This is a genomic window from Methanofollis ethanolicus, assembly GCF_001571385.1.
Taxonomy (GTDB): Archaea; Halobacteriota; Methanomicrobia; order Methanomicrobiales; family Methanofollaceae; genus Methanofollis; species Methanofollis ethanolicus.
In genome coordinates, this window is the sequence record NZ_BCNW01000001.1 from 1,653,635 (window position 1) to 1,678,632 (window position 24,998).

A 24,998-nucleotide genomic window follows, 5' to 3' on the forward strand; every position below is an offset into this window, starting at 1 on the left:
CCTTCGAAAGGGGTGATCCACAAGGATTTATCCTATCACATGCCACGCAGGGCATGCACGAGTACGGCCGCCAGATGGTCCACCTCGTCTTTGGTCTGGGCATCGCATCCATCCTTCTTGTCCCTGTGCCCGGCCTTGCCGTGCTCATCTATGCGTCAGGCCTTCTTGGCGGCCTCATGCTCGTCGAGGCCGTGCTTCGCGGCTGGTACGTGCCCGGCATCGCGGAGATCATCGGCGCCCTCGAAAGAGAGGACGTCTTCCCCGGGAAAGGCACGGTCTATTTCGTTGCAAGCGCCCTCTTCTGTTCGGTGGCCTTCGCACCGCAGGTCGCCTTCATTGCCGTCCTCTCCCTCACGGTCCTCGACTCGGTCGCGACAATCGCCGGCCTCAGCTTCGGGAGGCACAAGATCATCAACGGGAAGACACTTGAAGGGTCGGGGGCAGGCTTTTTTGCACTGTTCATTGTCCTCCTGCCGATGCTGCACCCCTCTGCTGCCCTCCTTGTCGCCGGCGTCGCAGCCCTCGCCGAACTCCTCTCCCCCATCGACGACAACCTTGTCATACCGGTAGCGGTCGGCACCGCCCTGACCCTCGCCCTGCTTTCATGACCCGGCAGGCGGCATGCCGATTTTCCCTACCCTGTAACCCCTTTCGGGCACCGTCATCTCGAACCTCGCACCTGCACCATTCTCACCGGTTTCGGAGATGCTGATCCCGGTGATGTCAAGGATCTCCTTTGCAAGGAAGAGGCCGTACCCGGTGTTCCTCCCGTATCCCGCCAGAAAGATCTTGCTCCAGGAGTCAGGGTCGATCCCGCCGCCGTTGTCCTCGACCGTGAGGACACCGCCGTCGCCATTCGCCCGGAACGACACCCTGATCTCGGTCACCCTTTCGCCGTGTCTGAGGGCATTGTCGAAGAGGTTGAAGAGCACCTTTTCAAACATGGGATCGGCATAGACCTCGATATCGCCGGTGTCGGAAAGAATGGATACCTTCCTGGCACCTGAAGAGAGGTCGGCAGCTGCTTTCCTGACCGCGTTACCCACATGTTGCCATGCCGGGGCATTCACTCCCATGTCTTCATAGTCCCGCGTAAAGACGACCTGGCGTTGGATCCCATCGATCAACCCGCTGCATATGCCAAGATATTTCCTGACAACAGGATCGCCTTCACCGGCAGCACGATTGATGAGGGTCATGTACCCCTGCAGTGCCGTCGTCTGGTTGAGGAGGTCGTGGCGGGTGATGCTGTTCAGGAGGTTGAGCTTTTTGTTTGCATTCTTCAGGGCCTCCTGGTACCCGCGGATCTCGGAGATGTCCTGACAGATCCCGCTCAGACGTGTAGGGTGGCCGTCTTCGTCTCTCTCCATCACGATCCCCCAGGCCTGAAGCAGAACGGTACGGCCATTTTCGCCTGTGAGATGTACCTCCTGTACAAAGATAGGAGATAACCCTTTCAGAGTGGCAATAACAGCCTCTTTCACGGGGACACGGTCTGCCTCAGAGACCAGCAGACCGATCGCCTGTCCATCTGCCTCCAGACAATCCTGCGGATAGCCGAGCATGACAGCAAGGTGCCGGTTAAATGTCACTTTCCTTGTCCGCGCGTCCCACTCCCACGTGCCCAGTCTCACACCCTCAACGACATGTTCAAGCCACTGCCTGCTCTTGTTGAGGGCGTGCTCCGCCTCCTTCTGTCTGGTGATGTCCCGTGAAATGGCGGAAAATCCTGCAATCGTGCCATTGTCACCCATTATCGGGGAGATCGTGATAGAGAGCAGGATCCTGGCGCCATCCTTTCGCAACCTGACGGCTTCGAAGGAGTCCATACGGCCCGACCGGGTGATCTGCCTGATGACGTCCATGAATTCTTCGTTTTGGTCAGGGGGGGCAAAAAGAGAGACATGACTGCCAAGCGCTTCGGAGGCAGGGTACCCGTAGATCCTTTCGGCCCCCTGATTCCAGTTGGTGACGACCCCCTCCACCGTCATCCCGTAGATCGCATCGTCAGAGGACTCAATGATGGCTGCAAGGTGACGACGGACCTTCTCAGTCTCCTTCTCTGCCGTGACGTCACGGAAGACCAGCACCGCACCGATTATAACGCCGTTTTTATCCCTGACGGGGGCGGCACTGTCGGCAATCGCCCTCCGTGTGCCGTCACGCGCCAGGAGCACCGTGTGGTTTGCAAGGTCTGTGACGAACCCCTCCTCAATCACGCGTTTAACCGGATTTTTCACCGGCATTAAGGTCTTTTCATTGACGATATGAAAAACATCTGTGAGGGACATGCCGATAGCCTCCTCCTCCTTCCATCCGGTCAGGGACTCGGCCACGGTGTTGATGAGGGTCACTCTCCCGTCCTCCCCGGTGACGATGACGCCATCTCCAATGGAGTGCAACGTGACATTTAACCGTTCTTCACTCTCCCTGAGGGCGTTCTCGACCTGCACCTGCCGGGTGATATCCCGCGTGACACTCTGCGCCCCTATTACCTTCCCGTCCCGTATGACCGGGCCGCCGTTGATTTCAACATAGATACAGGTTCCATCTTTTCTCTTCACTCTGACCCTGAGCCCCTCGAAACTCTCTCCATTCAAAAGTGTTTTCTCGAAGCAGGCATCGATTATTTCCCGATCCTTTTCGACAACGAACTCACGGAACGAATGGCCGACCATGCCGCCGCTCCTGTATCCGGTGATCCTGGTCATCGAAGGGGAGGCATAGAAAATGATCCCGCTCATATCCCCGAGGGTCACGCCGTCGGCAATACCCTCTGTGATCAGGCGGTAGCGTTCTTCGGCCTCCTGCAACGCGATTTCAGCCTGTTTTTTCCCGGAGATATCGATTGCAATCCCCTGTACTCCCACAAAATGGCCGGAATCGTCCCTGATGGAGGTAAGATTCAGGAGGACGGAAATTGTCTTTTCCCCTCCGGACGCTGTCAAGACTCGTAACTCAAGATCTCTTGCCCGACCGCCTGTGCGTATCAGACGGTTACCTATACCCTGTGCATCTTTCCGGTCGTCAGGATGGACATGGAAATACCATGGTTTCCCATAGGCCTCGCCCTCTGGCAGACCAAGGATTTCCAGGCCCCTGCGATTGATATAGACAAGGTTTCCCTCAATGTCCAATTTAAAGAGTGCCTCCGGGAGGTTATCGACAAGTTCCCGATACTTTTTCTCAGATTTCCGGAGTTCGTACTCTACTCTTCTCCTTTGCACGGCCTGCCGGATCTTGTGGGACAGTTCTGCGAACTGTGCCACAGGGTCGCCACCTTTCTGGAGATAAAAGTCGGCCCCACTATTCAGTGCCTCTATGACGACTTTTTCCCGTCCCTTTCCGGTGAAAAGAATAAAAGGAAGGTCCGGATGGCGGAGGCGGATCTCCTTGAGAAAAGTGATCCCGTCCATATCTGGCATATCATAGTCTGAGACGACGGCCTCGTATCTGCCACTCCGGAGTTTCTCCCGTGCTTCCGCGACGGTTGTGGCCGTGTCGACGGACAGGTCCCCGCATTCTTCCAGAAATACCGTGCCGATATCGAGGAGGGCGGGTTCGTCGTCCACAAGCAGAAGGCTTATCATGGATATCTCCCGGAAAAATGAGGTAATGGATTGTCATTCACTTTTTCGACGGCACACAATACATATTGTTCTCTGTATATGATTCATTCTATTTTGTCCAGGGCCCTGCCCGGGATTGTCCTTTCCGAAAAGAGGACACTGTTACCAGGGTTTAAGATACTCTGGAATCATATCATCCGGAAAGATTTCCGGAGGAAAGAAGAAAGGATGAATGTACAGCCATATGCCCGGAAATGGGGAGAGGTCCTCTCCACCCATTCGTCGTCACGACGCTTCCGGGAGATCGACCTCCTGCGGGGGATTGCCATCGTCATGATGGTCGCCTATCATCTCCTCTTCGACCTCTGGTTCTTCGGAACCGCTGCCGTCGATGTGCTGGACGGGTTCTGGCGGTACTTCGCCCTTGCCACCGCCACCCTCTTCATCGCCCTCGCCGGCCTCTCCCTCCCGATCAGTTATGAGAGGAGACGGCAGAAGATGACCGGGCTTTCACTCTGTTTTGAGTATGGGCGGAGAGGAGGCAAGGTATTTCTCTTCGGCATGCTCGCCACCCTCGCCACCTGGATCTTCCTCGGCGAGGGTTTCATCGTCTTCGGCATCCTCCACCTCATCGGCTTCGCCATCATCACCGCCCCCTTCTTCCTGCGCTTCGGGCGGTGGAACCTCTTCGTCGGCGCCGCGATCATCCTTGCCGCCGTGCCCATCGGCAATCTCGCCGGCCCGTCCTGGCTCATCCCCCTCGGCATCCCCCCTGCCGGATTTTATAGCGTCGACTATGTCCCCATCGTCCCCTGGCTCGGCGTGGCCCTCATCGGCATGGCGATCGGTTTTCTCCTCTATCCGGGAGGGAGACGCAGGTTCGGCGTCCCTGCGATGGAGGGGAGGGGCGCGGACGCCCTCTGCATGATGGGCAGGAACTCACTCGCGATCTACCTCCTTCACCAACCGGTGATCGTGGCCGTCCTCCTCGCCGCAAGGGTTGTGACCGGATGAAAAGAGTTCAGGCCTTCAGCACAACAACTGTCACGTCGTCATCCGATGTGGCGGCCCCGCCTTCCACCAGTGCCCGTGCAAATGTCTCGCTTTCGAGGATCTCTTCTTTTGCCAGGATTTCACGGACCACGTCATCTCTCAGGCCGTCGCTGCAGAGGATAAGGGCAGTGTCTGCCGGGATCGTCGCGTCGTACAGGTCCACACAGAGGGTGAGGCCAAGGGCATGGGTGATGACATGCTTCAGGGGATGGTCCCTGGCGGCAGTCGGGTCGAGGAATCCCATCCTGACCAGCGTGCTGACAAGAGAATGCTCCCATGTCTTGAAGAGGATCTCTTTACCTGCAACAAAAGCCCTGCTGTCCCCGCAGTTTGCGATCCAGACCTGATCTTCCCTGACAATGGCGGCAACAAGAGTGGTCCCCATCCTTGCCTGCCCCACGGCCGCGGCCCTGATCTGCCGGTCTGCCCCGGAGAACGCATATTCCAGGAGGCCCCTCACCGCAGAACCGTCCATCCCTGTGCGGTACATGCTGGTGAAGAACGATGTGACGGTTTCAATGGCGATCTGTGCTGCCCGGTCTCCGTCGGCCTCTCCGCCGACACCGTCCGCGACAGCGAGCAGGCAGGCATCAGCGGTCTCGATCACAGCATAGGCATCTTCGTTCCTGCTCAGGTGGCCGGCGCGGCTCATCCCTGCGACGTCATAGTGCACCATCGCCATCAGGACAGGCGGGTAGTTCCCGTGATAGGGGTCGTATGATACCCCAGTTCCGATGCCAGCGACGTGAGGATCGCGTCGTCCTCTGGTGCGTCTTCATCAGAGGCCCCGGGTATCCTAGATCTCAGGTACGCCATGTGAAGAGTGCGTACACTTTCGAAAAACGCATCTCTCGATTTTTTCAGTTCATTTTTCATTTTTTCCATTCTGTGTCCCCCTTTTTTTCGGGCAGCGTGACTGGTTTATAACTCTGTGGTCGCCGCTGTCTTCCGGGCTATGGTACCAGCGTTTCTGGTCACAGGGCGGTGCGTACCGGGACAATGGCCAGAGGCAGAGCACTGTTGTGGTCCCGGGTGGGGTGCTGGTTTCTGTGCGGTTGATCTCGTGTGGTGGTACGGGTACCTCCCGGGGTACCCTGATCAAAAATAGACCTATGACTATATATATTCCCAAAATATGCCGGTTTCGTGCACGATATCGCCGGGGACCATCGTTGAACCGGTCGGTTATACCGGATCATCTGATCCGTTCGGTCCGCCCGGCAGGGCGTCGAGGTCGGAAAGAAGATCCTCGATGGACTGATACCGATTTTCCTGTGTTTTTTCAAGACATTTCAGGACAATGGCGTCAAAGGCCCCGAGATTCTCCATGATCCGGGATGGGGGAAGCGGCGCGTCGGTGAGGATGGCGACGCTCATCTCGCCCATGCCGTCTCCGCTGAAAGGCACCCTTCCTGTCAGCAGTTCGTAGAACACCACTCCCATCTGGAAGATATCGGTCCGCGCGTCCGCCCGTCCATAGGTGCTCGGCGAGATCTGTTCGGGAGTGGCATAATCAAGGGAAAATGCGATGAACTGAGTCTCTTTTCTGTCGGCCACCTCCTTGCCGAGCCCCCAGTCCGTGATCTTCGGCGTTCCGTCAGGTGCGATCAGGATATTTCCCGGCTTGATGTCCCGGTGGATCAAGCCGGCAGCGTGGGCGTACGCAAGTCCTTCGGCAACACCCCTGACGATGGAGACGGCCTCTCCGACAGGAACGGGAACCTTCCTCTCTGCCAGAGAGGGGCCGACGAACTCCATCTCCACGAAGGGAACGGGCAGGATGTTGTAGGTGTAGACCTCGACAATATTTTTGTGGCGGAGTTGCTTCCAGATCTGCATCTCCTTCATGAAACAGTGGCCTGTCGCCTCGTCGTAGCGCGTCGGCACTTTGACGGCAACCATCTTCCCATCCGACCGTCTCTGTGCCCTGAAGACGAGAGCCATCCCTCCTCGGCCGACGAGTTCGGCATCTCCATACCGTTCTTCCAGTTCCGAGGGGAAGCCGTTTCCAATCCGTACGGAAGGGGGTGCCTCGCCGCTCATCAGGGTCTGAGACGAGGAAGATTTTTCGGTGGTCCCGGGATGCTTCGTGAGACACCGCCAGTGCAGGATAGGGAGGATCACCGAGATGATAAGAAAGATCGGATAGATCACCCCTTCGATAGGTGGCCGAGGCGCGGAACCGGCCATCAACCAGAACATCGCCATCAGGGCAATAGCCGGGAGAGGATGAGCAAACTGCAGGAGAACAAGAGGACTCCGATGAAAAGTGGCATAAGAAAGGAAAAATGACGAGAGGAAGAGATAGACCATAGAGAATGCCGCCACTCCCCCGACCCAGAACTGATCCCCGGTAATCATCAATGCACTGAAGAAGGACAGGACAGGAATGGACAGGAATCCTGCAACCATACCCAGGAGAAGATACGCAGTCGCGAGCGCCACGACCGCGACCTGTCGGCAGTCCAGAGAATACTGTACGGAGGGCCTTCTTCCAGCCCTTGAGAGAGTAACAAGCAGAAGGACGGAAAGTCCGAAGGTCAGCAGAAATATGATATAGGCACTTCCGGTCTCTATTAACGGCATAAAACGGGGCGGTCCGGCCGTCGTCGTCGCATTGAAATCTCTTTCCGGTTTTTGTTCAGGAATGACAGGGCTATCAGAGAGGTTCTCCGACCTGACGACGTGAGGACGCTCCGGCAAAATCACCGAAGCAAGAAAATCCTGAATGGTGTATTCACCATCAATCCGGGAAACGGACTCCGGTCCGGGATAATGAGTCAGATTCTCCGGAACGGATGCGCTCAGGTTCCCCGTACCACTGACAGGGAGGATGCAAAGGAGAATGAGCAGGATACAGACGATCTCCCTCCGGCAAATCTCCCGGGTCATGGTTCTTCAGCGCCTCGTGCAGAATTGTTTTCCTGCAGATAGTAATGATCGGTTCAATGTTTAAAAGCACATGGAAACAGGAACCGGGACAGAAAAAAGAATTATGTGCCTGTACTCTCTTTCGGGATCCTGAAGACGAGCCTCGCTCCCTTCGCCCCTTTTCCGAGTTCGATGATGCTGCCATCATGTAGATCTGCCCGTACGCGGAGGTCAAGGCGCATGGTATTCAGATATGTCCCCCCGGTGCTGCCGCAGTCTTCGACCTGCCACCTGCCACCTGACGAGATCAGGCGGCAGTGGGGGCGCGAGATCCGTGTCACCGCGCCGTACTCTTCGGGGAGGACGATGTCATGTTCGGGATCGTACGGTCCCGCGGCCGCAGGGTCGGCCCGTCCTACAGAAACAATATCGGTCGTAAGGGGAAAGGCCCTGCCGTCCTCGGGGCCGCCGAGAAGGACGACGACAGGAATGTCCGCACCGATCTTTCCCGAAACCTGCTCAAGCACCGCCTCGATCCGTTCAGAGAGAGTCTCATCGTCAAAGCGGACCTGGAGATTGGAAAAGAGCCCGAGGTTCTGGATGATCCCCTCGATGCCGCCGGGCATGACCGAGTATTTCCAGACCAGATGGATCCCTTTCGAGGTCGGAGCACTCATTCCTGCCTCTTTTCGGATCACGCCGACCATGAGAAGTTTGTCGAGGTGCTTTTTCGTATTCTCATAACTCGTCTCGATCTCCCGAGAGATCGTCCTGATATCCTTCGGCACTGTCTCGATAGCCGTCAGGATCCGCAGGCGCGTCGGATTCCCGAGGATATCGAGGTACTCCGAGAGTTCGTCGAGAAATGCCCGGTCCTTCTCCACAACAAGCGTATGCTGTCCTTTTTTCTCTCCCATGCTTCTATCCCCCTATGTGTCCCGGATCATTTCAGTCATTGCATCGGGGAAGGGAGATCGGTCCCCCTCCCTACTCAGCCGCCAGCGCCTGGATCGGATCGAGATTCGAGGCTTTCCATGCCGGATAGACCCCCGAGAGCACACAGACGATGATCCCGACTGCTATCCCGTAGGGGACATAGATGAGACTCTCGATGGTGAAGAAGTAATCCGTCGTCCCGACCATACTGTACACGATCATATACCCGATGATCACGCTCAGGACGCCGCCGATCCCTGCGCCCACCGCACCGAGGATGAACGCTTCGTACAGGAACATTTTCCGCACCACGTTTCTGCGGGTGCCGATGCTCCGCAGGATCCCGATCTCGCGGACCCTTTCGGTCACCGACATCATCATCACGTTGAAGATACTCACCGAGGCCACGACAAGGGAGATCGCGCCGATGCCCATCATCATGGAGATGATCGTCGAGATCGACGAGGTGATCGAGTCCATCATCCGCGAGGCGTCCGAGATCGTGACCTCGTCCTCTTTGCGGTTCAACTGGTCATCGATCGCCTCCTCGACCGCGTCGGCATCGTTGATATCGTCGAGTTTTACGATGACCTCGTCGTACTCCCCTTCGCCGCCGTAGAAGCCGGTGAACCAGCGATCCGAGACGACGATGGCGTTGTCGGTGGTGATGTCGAAGGTCATCCCCCGCTCTTCAAGAATGCCGGCGACACGGACTTTGCTCGTACCCTCATCGCTATCCTCGTCCCCGATCTCGATCCTGCTCCCGATCTTTATCCCGTAGCGCTCGGCCAGATTGGGACCTACAAGTGCGGTCGACGTGCTCTTCAGATAGGTGCCGTTGGTCACGGTGAGCAGGGTGGCGATGTCATTCTCGTTAAGACCGTAGACAGTTGCCCTGCCTTCCTGACCACCGACAGATATCGTGTCCGACTCCGAGTAGACAGGGATCACGGTATTGGGACTTGCGGCCTGTTGAATGTCCTTGAGTTGATCGGTAGAGATGTACTCGTCCTCGTCGCTGGATCCTCCGCCACCTCCGCCCGGTCCGCTGCCCGGTCCGTCGCCACCGCCCCCATGCCCTCCGCCCGGCGACACCTTGATCGTGTCGCTGTTCTCCGAAAGCGTTTCGGTAACCGAAAGGGTCATGTTCGCCCCCATGATGCCGAGGGCGGTGATGGCGATGACACCGATCACGATGCCGACGGCGGCGAGGAGGGAGCGGAGGAAGTGTCTCTGAACGTTTCGTACCGAGAGGTCGAAGACCACGCTCCTGCTCATGAGACGACCCTCCCGTCCCTGATGACGATCGTGCGGTTGGCATAGGTGGCCGTTTCGGGGTTGTGGGTGACCATGATGACCGTCCGCCCCTGCCTGTTCAGATCGGTGAGGATGTCCATGATCTGTTCGCTCGTCTTTGTGTCCAAGTTTCCGGTGGGTTCGTCGCAGAGGAGGATCTTCGGGTCGTTGACGAGTGCCCGTGCAATCGCTACCCTCTGCTGCTGCCCGCCCGAGATCTCGGTGGGCTTGTGCTCGATCATCGGTCCCTCCAACCCGACCATATTCAGCAGTTCGATCGGTCTCCCGGTCGTGTCCCTCTTCCCGTATTTCAGGATCAATGGATATTCCACGTTCTCGTAGAGGGTGAGGAGGGGGATGAGGTTGAACTTCTGGAAGATGTAGCCGATGGTGTCGCGCCGCATGTCGGTGAGTTCGTCGTCGTTCATCTCCCTGATGTTCCGACCCGCGATGAAGAGGTCGCCTGAGGTCGGAACGTCCAGGCTGCCGATCTGGTTGAGCAGAGTGGACTTTCCGGACCCGGACGGCCCCATGATCGCCACGAACTCTCCGTCCATGATGTCGAGGGAGATCCCCTTGAGCGCCACCACGTCTCCTGCGGGCAGAGGATACACCTTGACGACGTCCTTCAGGCTGATGACCGGAACGCTGCTCATTTTTCTCCTCTCACTCCTTCTTCACCCGGTTCTTCAGGGCGGTGCGGGCGCGTCCGAGGTATCCCTTCCGCCATGCGACGACCCCAACGATCAGAACGACAATCAGAATGCCGATCTGAGTCAGGGGAAGTGATCCTGAGCGGCCTCCACCTCCCATCCCGAACATACTCATGCCGCCCGGTCCGCCACCTCCTGGCGCTCCTCCTGAGGACGGGGATCCCGAAGATGCAGAGACGGACGAACTGTCGCCTGAAGCGGTGGCCATCCCTGTACTCATCTCGTAGGTATAGGTCGTCGTATAGTCATTTCCGTCCTCGTCCTTGTACTGTACTAGTATCGGGACCGATATGAGACCCTGCCCCGTGAAGGTCACCTCGAAACTTGAGAAGTCATCGGAGTCGAGGCTGCCGATCACATAGTTTGGATAGGGGTCTGTCGCTTTTGCCGGACTGCCGGCAGTGACGATCACCGACATCGCGTCTTCGAGGCCGGCATTGGTCACGTCGCCGGTCAGGTCATAGGTCCCGCCGCTCGCGCTCATTTTCAGGTTGTTGACCACCAGGATAGGGTCGGTCAGGGACGTGCCCACGTCGATAGGGACGGAGAGCACGGTGGTGTGGGTATTTATCCCGTTGCGATAGGTGACCGTAAGGACGAGGTCCGTGGAGTGGGAGGCTGCGATATCGAACGTGACCTCTGCCGAGCCGTCAGGCGAGATGTTTCCGATAAAGGAACTGGACTGGGTACTCTCGATACCGTCTCCCGACGGCGTGACAGTCACACTGCTGACCGCGTTCTCCCTGGAGTTTCCGATCAACAGTTTCACGGTTTCCTTCTTGTCTGCGGTGAAGACTTCGGGCTTGTTCAGCACTGAGATCTCCACCTCGTTGCTCTGCACCTGCACCGGGACCGGCGACCTGAGACTCCCGGCGTTTCTGAAGTCCAGGGTGAAGGTCGGGTAATAGAAACCGTCGGAACCGTCGGCCCGTATCGTGAAGGTGAAGGTCTTCGTCGTGCTGGCGCCGATGTCCCCGACGGTGTCGTAGGTCTGGCTGTTCAAGACTGCAATACCGGTCCCGGAAAGTGTGGCGCGTGATATGGCGACACTATCGTCGCCCGTGTTCTTCACGGTCACGGCGACTGTGGCAGTATCGCCCTTTATCAGAACAGCCGGGTTAATCTGCACATCGGTGACCGACACCTGCGCAGCGGCGGCATAATTCTCGTCTGTCGACGCGGCAACGGTGCCGATGAGCAGAGAGAATATGATCAGTGTTATCCATACGATTTTTCTCATGCGTGTCTCCTGAGGGGTACATACCCTTTCAGGAAACCATTTCGTCAGCAGGAGAGATATATTCCCAGAATATCCCGGGGGCCATTGTTGAACCCGACAGGACATTCCTTGAACCGGCCGGTTCAAGGAAAAATGGTTTACGATGAATCGGACATTATCTTCCATCCCCCATCATTGCGAGAGGGGGGGATGGCAATCTCCTTCATCAGGATCTCCGGTCTCTCTTCCCCGACCCTATCCTGTTTCGGGAGTCCGGGGGCGTCAGTCCCCCGGCAGAGAGGTCGGGGAAGGCGGTGGTTTCGCACGGTTCTTCAGGGAATTCGGGAAGATATCGACCCGATCATGATCTTTTCTCCCTATCCCTGCATGCAGAGATGGGGGGTGAACGAGAGTTTTGGGATGACCTCATGGTAAACCTTTGCGGGAAAGTACTTCCTGAAGCGATAGGGAGAAAAGTTCTCTTCAGACGTGCCTGGTCGGGGGGTTGCCGCCCCCCTGTCCCCCTGCCGTGAGGATAGGGAGGTGGAGGGAAGACCCCTCTTCAAAATGCACGTTTGCCACTTCGAGGTCCAATCCTCGCGCGGGGGTCAGGGGGCAAAAGTCCCCCGGCACGGGCACACCAAAACAGGAATTCAACAGAGCCGAGATATGCTCATAATGATGGGGAAGGGAGTGGATCGGTGTCTCCTGCCGGAGTTCAGATCAGGGGTTCCGGCCCTCCCCCGCCCCTGACGGGCAGCGCCTTGCCGCTGACCAGCACCTGCCTCTCCGTCTCCTGCAACTTTGCGAGCACCACTCTCTTGCCGAGGGGCGTCATCGTAAAGACCGGCACCGCCGTGCCTGCCTGGAGGAGGGCGCGGGGCCCGGCCTCCTCCCTGACCGCAGCCGAGGCGCAGGCCGTCACCAGGTCGGCGACGGCTGCAAGGCGCCGCGCCTCCTCCCGGGAGACGCCGGTCGTGTGGACGGCGATGATCAGCGCCTCCGGATGGTCTGTCCGCACCGTCTCCGCGTCGTCCGCGGTCGCCACCGTGACGGCGGCCGGGACGAGGCCGAGGTCGCGGGCGAATGCCGCCCCGGCAGGCATGTCGATCCGTGCCGTCGCCGGGTCAAGCACCTGGCCGCCGAGCGCCTCGATCCGCCCGATCACCTGCGGTATCGGGGAGGTCTGCACGATCCCGGAGACCCTCCCGCCGATGCCCTGCACCAGGTCGGGCGCGGTGACGACCACCGTGCCAGCCCCGTCGCAGACGATGACCGCCGAGCGCACAAGTCCGTTCCTGAGGGCGGAGGAGATCACCTCAGACGCCCCGAAGAGGACGAAGTCAGACCTGTCCGTCACCTGCCTGTCGGGCGTGCACATCCCGAAGGCCTGCATCCTCTCCTCGATGTTCTCCCTGATCGCCTCCTCCGTCATCTCGCGGACAGGGCAGGAGAACTTCTCCGCAAGGGGGCAGGACCGGATCAGGGGCTTCCCGACCTCGACGACCCTGCCGTCCCGCACCACGATCCTCGTCTTTCCGATTGCCTCGATGATATGCTCGTCAGTCATGGTCCCTCCGAAAAGAGCGGGACGTCCCTGAACGCGTCCGCGTCGAAGACCCCCCGCGTCGTCACCCGCAGGTGCGGGATGACGGTCAGGGCCAGGAAGGAGAGGTACATGAAGGGCTGGTCCACCGCCCCCATCGCCCCCGTCTCCGCGGAAAGGCGGTCCAGGGCCTCGCAGACCGCGGGGTAGGGCATGGCCGCCATCAGGCCGCCACAGGTGAGGGGCAGGGTGACGACCGCGTCACCCCTGACCGCGGTCATCGCGCCCTGGTGCCCGACGACCTCGCTGATCGCCCGCACGATCTCCTCGTCGGTGACGCCGGCGGCGATGATGTTGTGGGCGTCATGGGAGACACTCGTCGCAATCGCCCCTTCCTTCAGGCCAAGGCCATGGACCAGGCCGACGCCGCAGCCTGTGCCGCGGTAGCGGTCGCATACGACGACCTTGAGGATGTCCTCCTCCAGGTCGGGCACCGCGGCCACCTCCTTGGAGAGAGACTCAGTGACGATCTGCCCCGGCACAAGGCCGATCACCCGCGCCCTGCCCTGTCCCCCGACCGCAATATCGGCCGGCGACGGCACCGGGCAGGCGAACCGCGGCTTCGGGCATGCAGGTTTCCTGAATCCCGGGTCCTCGTATTTCTTCCCGAGAATATAGGTCTCTTTCACGGCGAAGACCTTGCCCTCCGCGAGGACGCAGAAGTCGGCCCGGCGTCCGGGCGCAATCGCCCCGCGGTCGTCGAGGCGAAAACGCTCTGCCGCGGTGAGGGTCGCCGCACGGAGGGCGGTCTCCAGCGAGACCCCGGCCTTCATGAGTTTTCGCACCGCGTCGTCGATGTGCCCCGCGGCGACGAGCATGTCGGCATGGCGGTCGTCGGTCGCGAAGCAGCAGCGTGAGGCCGTGCACGGCGTCAGGAGAGGGGCGAGGGCCGCGATGTTCTGCTCTGTCGAGCCCTCGCGCATCATGATGTACATCCCGAGCTTCAGTTTCTCCTCGGCCTCCGCGCACGCGGTGCACTCGTGATCGCTCTGGATGCCGGCAAGCACATAGGCATTGAGGGGCTGGCCCGAGAGGAGGGGGGCATGGCCGTCCCGCACCGCGCAGAGGCCGATCTTTTTCCAGACCTCCGGGTCTCCCGAGAGGACGCCGGGGACGTTCATCACTTCCCCGAGGCCCACCACCCCGGCGGTATCCGCAAAAGTGGCCAGGTCATCGGCAGAGAGGTCGGCCCCGCCCCTGTCGAGAGGGGTGGCGGGAACGCAGGAGGGGAGGGTGAGGAGGATAGACAACCCGGCCTTTTTCCCTTCTGCACGCATGAACAGAAGCCCTTCGATACCCGAGACATTTGCGATCTCGTGGGGGTCGGCGACGACCGTCGTCGTGCCGTGGGGGACCACGCACCTGGCGTACTCGCCGGGCACCAGCAGAGAACTCTCGATATGGGTGTGGGCGTCGATCAGGCCGGGGACCACCCGTGCTCCCTCGAGGTCGACCGTCTCCGCCGCCTCATAGACACCTATCCCGACGACGATGCCGTCAGCGACCGCGAAGGAGGTCTCGTCCCAGGAGCAGGTGAAGGGATTATAGAGAGAGAGATGCGTGAAGAGTCGGTCGGCAGGCTCGAGCCCCTGCGCCACCCTGATGGTCCGTCCCATCTCTCACACCTGGATGTCCTTGATCACCGATACCGTTCTCTCGTTGCCCTTCATGAAATACAGATAGATCTTGTAGTCCCCGGGCGAGAGGTCCATCGGGAATGTCAGGGTCGTCGTGCCGGCCGGTAAATTTTCCGAACGGGCGATCTTCGTTACTTCGGTCTGCTTGAAGTCACGGATCTCAAAGACAGTCACCTGAACCGTGCCGTTCAACGCCTCAGCGGGGTTTTCTACCGTGACCTGCAGGTTTGCGTCTGCATAGTGCACGTCCCCGAAACCGATCCCTGTACATCCGGCAGTCCACGCGACCATGCAGAGGCAGACACCGATCACAATCGAAGGTCCAATCTTCATTCCGGCCACCATGTGAATGTCACTGCTGAAAAAAGATATATCCTTTGGTCTGTTGCCGGAGACGTCATCTTTTCAGGCCCTGGATAAATAAAGAGAGCGCTTCATGAACATTCTTTCCCGACTTTGCGGACACGAGGTACACGGATGCATCCCCGATCTCATGGGCAAAGCGGGAGGGAGACGAACCCGGCAGGTCGCATTTGTTGAGCATGATGGCGTATGGAACCTTTTGCGCGACAAGCCAGTCCGAGAGACGCCGGACCATGGGATCGGGGTCCGCGGTCGAGTCCACCACGATAATGGCTCCGTCCATGCCCCGGGCAAGTATCTGCCTGACAAACTCAAAACGCTCCTGACCCGGCGTTCCAAAGAGATAGACCGTCTCCTGTCCTACCTGGACCCTCCCATAATCCAGGGCAACCGTGGTCGACCCGCCCTCGCACCGTGCCTCGATGTGCCGGGTGTTCTGGTCCAGTGCCTGGATCAGGCTGGACTTCCCGGCGTCGTACGGCCCGAAGACACAGAGCTTGAACTTACCATGTGCCATCACCATTGCTTTGGGTACAGGTCTATTTCGACATTTCGGAATGAATTACAAAAAAATCCGGAGTTTTAAAAAAAATCAGGGGCTTTAAAAATGTCTGGTTGGCACTGCGGGTATTTTCTTAGAGTTTCTCGACGGTGACCCTGACCCTGTCGCCAGCCTTGAGGCCATGCCCCTTCGGTACGTCGATATTGAACCAGAGCTGGCCGGGGTCCGCGTCACCGGAGCCCTTCGGGCCCTGCTGCATGATGCAGTCCTTCTGCTCATTGATCCGTGCAACAAACTCGATCTCAGACTCGAATGAGATGATCTTTTCCATGTTCAGATGTATGACACATGATAGTACTTATGCTGCGCGCGGACTGACCATCCAGGTCGTGGAATTGGAGTAACTCCAGCGGGTAATCTCAAGTTCATCGCAGATCTCTGAAAGTATGGCAAGATTTGTCCCGACTTCCTTTGCAGAAAGCCCGAGGTCATGAGCGATGTACTTTGACTTGAAATAGTGTTTGCCTCGCTGTATGCCTGATTTGAGGTAATGAACAATCCGGCATTGACTGTCGTTGTACTGTTCCCGGATACTCTTTTTTCTATCCATCTCAATACCTCAGCGTGTTAGACGTATCGCAGGTTTATTATAAATAGTTTCTGTTTTTCCGGGAGGATTTCCGGGCAATTGCGCCCGGAAATCCCCTGTGACCTCATCCCCATGAGATCAGGTGGCGGGAGTAGAGGATCACCGCCGTCTCAGCGCAAAGAGGAGGAGGGCCGCTGCCCCGAGTGCAGGGATCAGGGTTCCCGATGCCTGTGTCATGGTCGTCACCGGCACTGTCGTCTCCGTGGTCGCGGCCGTTGTCAGGGACGGTGTCGTTGCGGTTGTCTCCGGGGCCGTTGTTTCTGTTGTCACAGCCGTCGTCGGAACAGTGGTGGGCGCTGTCGTCGCCGCGGTCGTCGGCGTCGTTGTGTTCACCCCGACCCGATCGCCGACAGAGAATGTGATGACATTGGAATCCTCTGCATCGTCGGCAAAGCCCTGCGGCGATGTCCACCTGGCCTGGACCCTGTACATCCCTTGCTCAAGGTCTTCCAGGGCAACCGATCCGGGCCTGCCAGGGTCGTCTGTGTAGAACAGCGAACCGTCGATCGGCAGGTTCGAGAAATCACGTCCGCCAAAAGACGTCATCTCCGCACCTCCCGGCGTTGTGAGCACAAGCTCGACCGCCGCACGCGTCTCTCCGGCCGCATAGTATGTACCGACATCAGACGATATCACCCGGAAGGCGATCTCCGTCCCTGTCGGAACCGATATTCCCTCAATACGTTCCGCATGGTTCGGGGCTGCAAGCACCGCCTCGATGCTCACGTCGGGATAGCGGATGTAAATCCTGTTCGTGATGCCGTCCTGCGAGTTGTAGGCAAAGTACAGTCCCGTATCGTCACTCACCAGGGCGTCGATGAGGTCGAAGTCCGTGTCGTCGGGGACCGGAATCGTATTGATGAGACCTTTTTTCGGGTCGTCGTCATTAAAGCGCTGGAGCGCTGTGACGGGATTGTCTGTTGTTGCATTCCTGAGGGCCGTCAGGTCCAATCCGGTCTCATAGACAAAGACGGTGTCTCCCGGTTGTATATCGGAAATCGTTGTCCCCCTTGCTACAACCGGCGCTGCAACCGTCGCAACAAGGAGAAGAAAGGTGCAACAGAGTACACCTGTACGGGAGAGCAGTGAACGATATTTTCGATCCATGGGATTCCCTCACCCTTTCATACCAGTCACGTCACTTATGTCTTTCGGAGACGTGGGATAAAAAGGACCGGGGATCCTGTCCCAAGATCAGGACTTCTCCACATCTGCCAGGCCGATCTTCTCGACCAGACCAACGAGGGCGGCCTCGCGCATTCCCTCGACAAACTTGATAGACCCGACGACAAGGTGGCCGCCGCCGCTGATGCCGCCGCCGTTGATCTCATTGCGGAGTTCGCGGACCATCTTCGGAATGTTCATCAGGACACCGCGGGAACGGAGCACGGCAAAGTCAGGGCCAAAGCCCAGGGTGACAACCGGTTCGCCCGGGTGCTGCCTGCAGAGGCGGTCGTGGATCTCGCCCGAGGTCTTGCCCGGCGGTGGGAAAGTGAAGCGGTGCGCGAAGATCTCCACGTCGATCCTGAAGAGGTGAGCGCCGTTCGGGAGGATCTCCTCGGTCACATGGGGCATCGACGCCGCCATCTGGTCTTCGATCGCTTCGTTCGCCTGCTCCACCAGGAGATTCACATAGCGCGTCTGGAGGTCGCGGTTCCCCTTGAGGTTCAGGATATCCTTGACCAGTTCCCTGCCGTCATTGAACCTGAGCCAGAACTGCTCGTAGTCGAGGGCAAGAGCAATGTCCTTGCACGCGTCCTCGGAGTATTCATCCGCGACCAGGTCGAGATAGCGCTGCCTTTCCTGCGCCTCGCTCCTGTCGCCGACACCGGCGACGGCCGGGAGATGGCGGATCAGGTCGCTGACCTTCGGGTTGATGAGGCGTGCCACCTCGGTCCCGAGCATCCCTGCCGTGACGCCGAAGTCGCCGCCGACATGATAGGGGTTGACATGCGCGATCACGTACTCGTCGACGATGGCGTCGGGGTGGTGGTGGTCGACGACGATCATCGAGAGGCCGTAGACCTGCGCCATCTTCATCGAGGGCAGGTCCTCCTCGGTCGAACCATTGTCCATCAGGACGATCAGGGGCATCTTCTGCCCGAAACGCTCGTGGTCCTTGAGGGCGAAGTCGAGGTCCCTCGTGATGTCCTCGACCTCATAGAAGGGGGCCTTGGACGGGGAACGCTTGAAGAGGTAGTACGCCGTGTCCAGGTCGTCGCCCTCTTCCCGCATCAGGGAAATGACCGCCTGTTCGACGGCGGCCGCCGCACAGATGCCGTCGGCATCGGCATGGTGGCGGAGGATGATCGGCTGGGCCTCGAAGACGGCGCGCCGGATCAGTTTGGCGACCTTCTTCATCTCGGGCTTCAACTGCGTGAGGACATCGCTCTCCACGAGGAGCGGGATGTCTTCGGGCTCTGCCCGTGCGTCGAGGGCGGCCTCGATCCGGTCGTGCACTGTTTTTGCATCGTCGCCGGTGAGCGCTTCCATCGAGCTGACCTCGATCTGAAGCTGGTTCTGGCGGCGCATCACCTCGCCGGAGACGCAGACGACGCCTCCAAGCTCGACCTCCGGGTACGCCCTGACACCGGCCTCCACGAATGCCGCGGCATTGCCGCTCCCCGACTCATCGACAAGGGTGAAGATCGTCGGGCCGCTGGTCTGCTTGACCTGCGCGACCTCGGCCTCAAAGGTGACGTTCCTGCCCACCAGAGACTGGATCTCGCCCAGTTTCGTTACATGGGCGCGACGGGTAATGGTCTCCAGCCTGAAGACCTCCGGGATCATCTCGGCAAGGTCGATGTTTCCGTTATTCCTGATATTGATGATCTTGACAAAGATCTGATCCTTTTCTTCGTGGCTCTGGAGGATATTGCTCTTGTGGACAAGCCCTTTCAGCCGGGCACTCAGCTGTACGAAGGTTCCGAAATTTGCAAAGCCCTGAACGGTCCCTGCATAAATCTTCCCCTCTTCAACGTCCTCGATCCCGCAATTCGGGCCAAGGGCATAGACAACGGTATCTTCAGTATTCGCCATTTTCGTACTCTCTTGTCTGGAAAGTGCTTATGTATTTTCACTTGAACAGAGGGCGGCGAGGCGTTCCTCACCGTCTCTCCGTCCCTTTGCAATGATGAGATCGCCTGCCTGCAGACGCTCATCCCGTCCCGGACGGTACTTCCACCTGCCGTCTCTGCTCCGGATCGCAAAGACGACCATGCCGGTGACAGTCGCAAGCGAGGCCTCGCGCAGGCTTCTGCCGGCGATGGCCGACCTCTCCTCGACTTCGAGCCGCGTGATGATCTCGTCGGACTCGCGCACAATCATCCTGAAGACCGGAGGGATCTCGATATCGCGGAGGAGGACGTCGGCGATGGCCGAGGCGGCGCTGGTGATGGTCCCGGCAAAGGAAGAGAGGTGGATCAGGCCGCGGAGGTACTCCACGTTCTCGATCCGCCGCGTCGCCTCCAGGAGCCAGAGGTCGAACTGGTAGCGCATGTCCTCCATCCTCTCGTCAAGGACGACGACCTCCTCGGCAATGTCCTCGTTCGTAAAGAGGAGAGATGTATATGCGAGCCCGACTGCCAGTTCCGAGAGGTTCTTCATCTCGATCATCAGTGCGACGGCGCGGTCGAGGTCGTCGACGCATCCGGCCTGCACCCACTCCTTCCGGGGCTGCGGCTTCGCGCCGGTCATCGTGAACAGGGGGGTGATCCCGGCACCGAGACCCTTCGCGAGGACGATGTCCCCGGCAAGGGTCTTCGAATACTTGTCAGGGTCATAGATCCAGCCCGACCCCCGCCGGATCGCAATGACGCGCATACCCGATCGGCTCTGGAGTTTCACCTCACCGAGGGTCGTGCCGTCAAGGAGAGAGTCGGGATGCACCTCTGCCCTGACCGTCACCTCTTCCGCTTCAGGCAGGGCGTTCCTGAGTTTCTGCGGGAATTTTGCCCCTCTCAAAATGAGTTTGGCAATGTCTGTTGCAGAATTGGCAATTCGTTCTGCCGCCTCGGCGATCTGGAGGAGGCCGCTCATCGACTCGGCTTCCTCCACCCGGCGCGCCCCGAGAATGGCCGAGATCCGCGCCTGATACGCGTGCCGGTTCATGACCTCTTCGAGTTTCTCAACTTCGCCGGCAATCTCGTGGCTTTCAAAGAGAACTGCAGAATAGGCAAGGTCAACCATCAGCTCCGAGATATCCTTCATCTCGATAAGGACATCCTTGAGACTGGTCGGCTGATACTCGACTTCCATCATGAATCTGTACCGTCTTCACTCTCAATAGTGTTATGACAGTATATTAATTCGCAGTTCGCACACCCGGACGCCCCTAGAGGAAGAGGTCGATGACTGCAACCAGGACCACGGCGCCGAGGAGGTCGATGACTGCGGAGATGACCGGGATCCCGAAGTTGTCCGGGTCGAGGCCGAACCTGAAAGAGATCGTCGCGGTGAGGTGGGCGATCCCGTTGACCAGGGTCATCACGACCGCACCTGCCAGGGTGGCGATGGCGACCATGGGGAGGAGGCCGGGGGAAGGGGCACCGAGGAGGAGGGCCGCAAGGTGCGCGAGGGCCGCCATCAGGGGGAGGAGCAGGACGGTGAAGAGGTAGGTATGGGCGAACTGCACCAGCACTCCCTTCGAGGGGACAAGAGAGGGGGCGATGATGCCGAGGTGCATCTCGGTGCCGAGGCGCGAGCAGAGGATGCCACCGATAGACCCGCATATCCCGGCAAAAGGAGGGATCAGGATGAGAAGGGCGGCCATGCTCACAAGACGGTCAAGGCCGAGGGTGTAGGTCACCCCGGCAAAGGTCCCGAGGACAGAGAGGCAGACGAGGAGGGGGAGGACCTCGGTGGAGATCCGCTTTATGCGTCCGCCCCGCGACCAGGAATAGAGACAGGCGACGGCTGTGACGAGGAGCATCGCCCAGAGGAGAAGAGTTCGTGTCCCCGGCTGGAAGGAGAGGACGACCACGGCCGTTATGGTGAGGACCGGGATCGTGACCAGGTCGCCGAGGGTCGTCACCGCCGGGGCGGCGATCATGTCCATGTCGATGCCCTGCCTGTACGAAAGGACGGAGATAAGGATGGTAAAGCCCATGACGATGAACCCGGCGACAATGCCGGCGATCACTGATATGAGGACGAGGTCGCCTGTGGCGATCACCGTGACGCCTGTCAGGGTACTGACAAGGCTTGCCACGATACCGAGAGCGACGGCCGTGGCCAGGGTGAGGATAAGGGAGACATGGAGGTTCTCGGCAAGGACGCCGCCGTCATGGAAGCTTCCTGTAAACTCCCCGAGGTGCATGGACGACGAGAGGCGGGATGCGAGCACGCCCGAGATGCTCCCCCGCATATTGATCGTCGGCGGCACCAGCACCAGGAGTCCGGGGATGAGGACGAGGACTTCACGGACCGAGGAGAGATAGGATCCGGCAACGACGGCAATCACGGTGCTGATGAGGAGCGCCGCAAGGCCAGTCAGGAAGAGGCGCCGCTCGCGCCTCAAACCGTTTCCCGACTTCATCCTCACCCTCCGTCATTGCTGTCACTCCCTGAAAGGAACTTCTACCATCGCCAGATCCGATGGCGCAAGCACCTCGCCTTCAAACTTCTCCTCTGCATCCCGTATATGGTTTGTCATCGAGGTGTAACGCGAACTAATGTGGACGAGGGCAAGAGAGTGGGCTTTGAGTGCCGACGCCGCTTCGCCGGCCTCACCGGCCGAGGAGTGGTAGACTTCAGCGGCGCGGCCCCTCTCCAGGTCGTCGAAAGTGGCGTCGTGGATGAGGAGGTCGGCCCCTTCGAGGCCCTCTGTATGGAGACGGTGGATGGGACGGGTGTCTCCGGTATAGATGATCATCCGCCCCGGCCGGGGCGTCCCCAGGATCTGGTCGGGGGTGATAGTCACCTCGCCGCCGTCGTCGCGCATCACGGTCACGCTCTCCCCGCGCTGGAGACGGCCGAAGAGGGGGCCGGGCGGGACGCCGAGGGAGATCGCTGTCTCGCGGTCGAACCGGCCTGGCCGCGCATCTTCCCTGAGCGCATAGCCAAGGCTTGGCATCCCGTGGGAGGTCGCAAAGGCCTCCACCTGGTAGCCCGAGAACCTGACGGCCATGCCGGGCACCAGCTGGACGGGCTGGAGGTCGAAACCGAGTTTTGTCCGCCCGATCTTGATGGTGTACTCGACGAAGTCGTGCACTCCTTCGGGGCCGTAGATGACGAGCGGTTCTGTCCGGCCGTTGAAGGCCATGGTCTGCACGAGGCCGAGGACGCCGAGAAAATGGTCGGCGTGCCAGTGAGTGATGAAGATGGCATCGACGAGAAACCCGGTCCGCGCCCGCATCATCTGTTGCTGGGCCCCCTCGCCGCAGTCAAAGAGGAGGGTGTCCGAACCGTGCCTGACCATGACGCACGAGGGGTTGCGGTTGGGCGTCGGGAGGGCGCCGGCCGTGCCGAGGAAGTACACCTGCAGGGTTTCGCCGGCTATACGAAACACCTCCTGAAGACCTCAAGGCTTTTCCGCGCCTCGTCGAGGTTGCGCCCCTCGACGACAGCCACGCCGCCGCGGTACCCCTCTGCGACGGCGTGCCCGATCTTCTTCCAGTCCTGCGTCCCGTCGCCGAGGGCGAGATGCTCATCGGTGATGCCGTGGTTGTCGTGGATGTGCAGGTGGTTCGCCTTCCCGATCTCTGCAAGGAAGGCGCCCGTCTTTCTGACGGTGTTCGAATGGCCGAGGTCGAAGGTGACCCCTATCCCCTCGATCCCTTCGGTGAGGCCGAGGAGTTCACCGGGGTCGTGGCAGAGGAAATCGGGGATATTGATCATATTCTCCAGGCAGGCGACGACGCCGTGTTCATCGGCACATTTTCCGATCATGCGTAATGCCTCCTTCTGCAGGCCCCACACTTTGTCGGGCAGCAACTTTCCGGCAACGGAGAGGTAGCCGGGATGCATGGTGACCCGGTCGGTGATGTCGGCGGCGTGCTCGACGCAGAGGCAGATCTGCCGCACCGACTCGCGCCAGATGGGGTCGTTGATGGAGGCGGGGTTGAGGTCGGCATAGGGTGCGTGCACCGTCGCCTTGAGGTGGGTGCTCTCCAGCACGTCGCGGATAGCCGCCTTGTTCTTCGGGTTTTCGAGGCGGTAGTTCCCGTCTGCCGAGATCTCCCAGCCCGCGTACCCGCACTCCTCGATGCCGAAGACCCAGTCCACGGACTCCCAGACCTTCGAGGACGAGGCGAAGTACGGCTGGATGCTCATGCGCATCCCTCCAGGGCGTCGAGGAGGTGCCTGGCCTTTTCCCCGTACTCTTCCATCGTGCCTTCGTTCTCGAAGAAGACGTCGGCCATGGCGAGGGCGTCGCCGAGGCCCCAGCCGATCTCACGCTCGTCGCGCCTCCTGAGGTCGTCGGCGGAGGCGGGGTCGTCCGACCGGCCGCGGCTGCCGAGGCGGGCGAGACGTGTCTTGAAAGAGGCCCTCACTCCGACGAGGAGGAAGGAAGGGAAGTGCTCCCTGAAGATCTCGACCTCGGCGCTCCCTCGTATCCCGTCGATGACGGCGACGGGGGCGCCTGTCGCCTCTACCTCAGGGACCGTGATGAGGCCGATCGCCCCCATGCCGTGCTTCGCGCGGAGGTCTGAGGAGACCTTTCCCATGTTCCCGTCTGTCAGGGGAAGCCCGGCGGTTGTGACGGCCTTCCTGATGGCGTCCCCCATCACCACGACAGGTATCCCTTTCTCTGCTGCTATCCGTGAAAACTCGCCTTTGCCGCTTGCGGGCATGCCGACGATTCCGATGACCTTCATTGTTCGCTTCTCCTCTCCTGATCTCTGATGCTCTCCGCCCTGACGATCCGCCGTCCTTCATAGGCGACCTCGCCGTCCTGCCGCGTCCTGATCCGCACGCTCCGGCCGAGGCGGTCGGCGATGGCCGCGAGCTCCTCGAAGTCGAGAGGGGCGACGCCGGCGATGACGCCCTGCTGGAGGACGAGGTCGACGCTTTCCGCGTCCTTTGCGATGTAGGCGATGTCGTCCTCGCACCCCCGGAAGGTCGTCACGACCGCCTCGAACTCCGGGAGTCTGCCGGCGTGGTGGGCCTCGGTGCAGAGGAGGAGCGACTCCTTCACCCGATCGGCGAAGTCCTTCTTGAGGAGGTTGTTGTAGTGGCGCCACTGCGTCTTCAGGTCGAGGGAGATCTTGTCAACGAGGCCCTCTTCAAGGAGCGCCCGGATCGTTGCCGGGTAGACGCCGTTCGTCTGGAGGCCGACGCCGAGGCCCATCTTCTTCACGCCCTTCGCAAGGGCGAGAAGCGCCTCCTTCTGCATCGTCGCCTCCCCGCCCGAGAAGACGACGCCGGAGATGACAAGGGCGGACTCTTCTATCATGGCAAGGACCTCGTCGACCTCCCGCTCGTCCTTACCGTCGAGTATGGCGGCATTCTGGCAGTAGTGGCACCGGACCGGGCAGCCGCGGAGAAAGGCCGTGCAGACTGCCCTGCCTCTCCAGTCCACCGTGCTGAGCGGGACAAAACCGCCGAAGTTCACCTTCAGAAAAACCACCGTTGTATATCATGG

The 24,998-nt window shown here is 59.7% G+C and carries 23 protein-coding genes; 2 read left to right on the top strand and 21 right to left on the bottom strand.

From position 1 onward, the window contains the following. The first annotated feature begins 53 nt into the window (after positions 1–53). Positions 54–608 (top strand): diacylglycerol/polyprenol kinase family protein, encoded by a 555-nt coding sequence (locus tag MEFOE_RS08150; RefSeq protein ID WP_067050844.1) that lies wholly within the window; start codon positions 54–56, stop codon positions 606–608. Here the strand turns inward: MEFOE_RS08150 and MEFOE_RS08155 are convergent. Next, complete coding sequence (locus MEFOE_RS08155) at positions 603–3,590, bottom strand: PAS domain S-box protein (protein ID WP_067050847.1); 2,988 nt, start codon at positions 3,588–3,590, stop codon at positions 603–605. The two genes, MEFOE_RS08150 and MEFOE_RS08155, sit on opposite strands and share 6 nt — an antisense overlap. 207 nt (positions 3,591–3,797) lie before the next feature. On the opposite strand from MEFOE_RS08155, the gene MEFOE_RS08160 reads away from it, so the two are divergent. Further along, a complete protein-coding gene (locus MEFOE_RS08160) occupies positions 3,798–4,583 on the top strand; it encodes a heparan-alpha-glucosaminide N-acetyltransferase (RefSeq protein WP_067053129.1) in 786 nt (261 codons plus the stop codon). A gap of 7 nt (positions 4,584–4,590) precedes the next feature. Here MEFOE_RS08160 and MEFOE_RS08165 read toward each other — a convergent pair whose 3' ends face one another. The 20 genes from MEFOE_RS08165 to MEFOE_RS08255 form a co-directional block, all read right to left on the bottom strand. Beyond that, positions 4,591–5,304: a PP2C family protein-serine/threonine phosphatase gene (locus MEFOE_RS08165; RefSeq protein ID WP_067050850.1), complete on the bottom strand. Its 714-nt coding sequence runs from the start codon at positions 5,302–5,304 to the stop codon at positions 4,591–4,593. Between the two features lie 503 nt (positions 5,305–5,807). Beyond that, on the bottom strand, positions 5,808–6,665 hold the full coding sequence (locus MEFOE_RS14010; RefSeq protein ID WP_160329517.1) for a serine/threonine-protein kinase: 858 nt from the start codon (positions 6,663–6,665) through the stop codon (positions 5,808–5,810). Between the two features lie 950 nt (positions 6,666–7,615). Next, the gene (locus MEFOE_RS08175; RefSeq protein ID WP_067050858.1) at positions 7,616–8,410 is read right to left on the bottom strand and encodes an FHA domain-containing protein; all 795 of its coding nucleotides are present in this window, start codon (positions 8,408–8,410) and stop codon (positions 7,616–7,618) included. 70 nt (positions 8,411–8,480) lie between these two features. Next, positions 8,481–9,707 carry an ABC transporter permease gene (locus tag MEFOE_RS08180; protein WP_067050860.1) on the bottom strand — a complete coding sequence of 409 codons (1,227 nt, stop codon included), beginning with the start codon at positions 9,705–9,707 and terminating at the stop codon, positions 8,481–8,483. Beyond that, positions 9,704–10,381: an ABC transporter ATP-binding protein gene (locus MEFOE_RS08185; RefSeq protein WP_067050863.1), complete on the bottom strand. Its 678-nt coding sequence runs from the start codon at positions 10,379–10,381 to the stop codon at positions 9,704–9,706. The genes MEFOE_RS08180 and MEFOE_RS08185 overlap by 4 nt, the downstream gene beginning before the upstream one ends. Before the next feature lie 10 nt (positions 10,382–10,391). Continuing rightward, positions 10,392–11,678 (bottom strand): COG1361 S-layer family protein, encoded by a 1,287-nt coding sequence (locus MEFOE_RS08190; RefSeq protein WP_067050866.1) that lies wholly within the window; start codon positions 11,676–11,678, stop codon positions 10,392–10,394. Between the two features lie 697 nt (positions 11,679–12,375). Beyond that, positions 12,376–13,227 (bottom strand): methanogenesis marker 8 protein, encoded by an 852-nt coding sequence (locus MEFOE_RS08195; protein WP_067050869.1) that lies wholly within the window; start codon positions 13,225–13,227, stop codon positions 12,376–12,378. Next, positions 13,224–14,879, bottom strand: a complete 1,656-nt coding sequence (ade, locus tag MEFOE_RS08200) for an adenine deaminase (RefSeq protein WP_067050872.1) — start codon at positions 14,877–14,879, stop codon at positions 13,224–13,226. The genes MEFOE_RS08195 and ade overlap by 4 nt, the downstream gene beginning before the upstream one ends. Positions 14,880–14,882: 3 nt before the next feature. After that, a complete protein-coding gene (locus tag MEFOE_RS08205; protein WP_153015908.1) occupies positions 14,883–15,233 on the bottom strand; it encodes a hypothetical protein in 351 nt (116 codons plus the stop codon). A gap of 64 nt (positions 15,234–15,297) precedes the next feature. Next, positions 15,298–15,780 carry a GTP-binding protein gene (locus MEFOE_RS08210; RefSeq protein WP_067053132.1) on the bottom strand — a complete coding sequence of 161 codons (483 nt, stop codon included), beginning with the start codon at positions 15,778–15,780 and terminating at the stop codon, positions 15,298–15,300. Between the two features lie 118 nt (positions 15,781–15,898). Then, positions 15,899–16,096 carry a hypothetical protein gene (locus tag MEFOE_RS08215; RefSeq protein ID WP_067050878.1) on the bottom strand — a complete coding sequence of 66 codons (198 nt, stop codon included), beginning with the start codon at positions 16,094–16,096 and terminating at the stop codon, positions 15,899–15,901. A 27-nt stretch (positions 16,097–16,123) separates the two neighbouring features. Then, positions 16,124–16,375, bottom strand: coding sequence for a DUF7123 family protein (locus MEFOE_RS13385; RefSeq protein ID WP_083523391.1), 252 nt, complete (start codon positions 16,373–16,375; stop codon positions 16,124–16,126). Between the two features lie 138 nt (positions 16,376–16,513). Next, positions 16,514–17,521 (bottom strand): DUF3821 domain-containing protein, encoded by a 1,008-nt coding sequence (locus tag MEFOE_RS08220; protein WP_083523392.1) that lies wholly within the window; start codon positions 17,519–17,521, stop codon positions 16,514–16,516. An 87-nt stretch (positions 17,522–17,608) separates the two neighbouring features. Continuing rightward, complete coding sequence (locus tag MEFOE_RS08225) at positions 17,609–19,453, bottom strand: DHH family phosphoesterase (protein WP_067050884.1); 1,845 nt, start codon at positions 19,451–19,453, stop codon at positions 17,609–17,611. Positions 19,454–19,480: 27 nt separating this feature from the next. Continuing rightward, the gene (locus MEFOE_RS08230) at positions 19,481–20,674 is read right to left on the bottom strand and encodes a potassium channel family protein (RefSeq protein WP_067050887.1); all 1,194 of its coding nucleotides are present in this window, start codon (positions 20,672–20,674) and stop codon (positions 19,481–19,483) included. A 73-nt stretch (positions 20,675–20,747) separates the two neighbouring features. After that, entirely contained in the window at positions 20,748–21,950 is a 1,203-nt protein-coding gene (locus MEFOE_RS08235; RefSeq protein WP_067050890.1) for a magnesium transporter, read from the bottom strand. A gap of 21 nt (positions 21,951–21,971) precedes the next feature. After that, complete coding sequence (rnz, locus tag MEFOE_RS08240) at positions 21,972–22,913, bottom strand: ribonuclease Z (RefSeq protein ID WP_067053135.1); 942 nt, start codon at positions 22,911–22,913, stop codon at positions 21,972–21,974. After that, positions 22,910–23,686, bottom strand: coding sequence for a sugar phosphate isomerase/epimerase family protein (locus MEFOE_RS08245; protein ID WP_067050893.1), 777 nt, complete (start codon positions 23,684–23,686; stop codon positions 22,910–22,912). Before MEFOE_RS08245 ends, rnz begins: the two co-directional genes overlap by 4 nt. Next, positions 23,683–24,231 carry an AAA family ATPase gene (locus MEFOE_RS08250; protein ID WP_067050896.1) on the bottom strand — a complete coding sequence of 183 codons (549 nt, stop codon included), beginning with the start codon at positions 24,229–24,231 and terminating at the stop codon, positions 23,683–23,685. Before MEFOE_RS08250 ends, MEFOE_RS08245 begins: the two co-directional genes overlap by 4 nt. Then, positions 24,228–24,983, bottom strand: a complete 756-nt coding sequence (locus MEFOE_RS08255) for an anaerobic ribonucleoside-triphosphate reductase activating protein (RefSeq protein WP_328585446.1) — start codon at positions 24,981–24,983, stop codon at positions 24,228–24,230. Before MEFOE_RS08255 ends, MEFOE_RS08250 begins: the two co-directional genes overlap by 4 nt. Between the last annotated feature and the right edge of the window lie 15 nt (positions 24,984–24,998).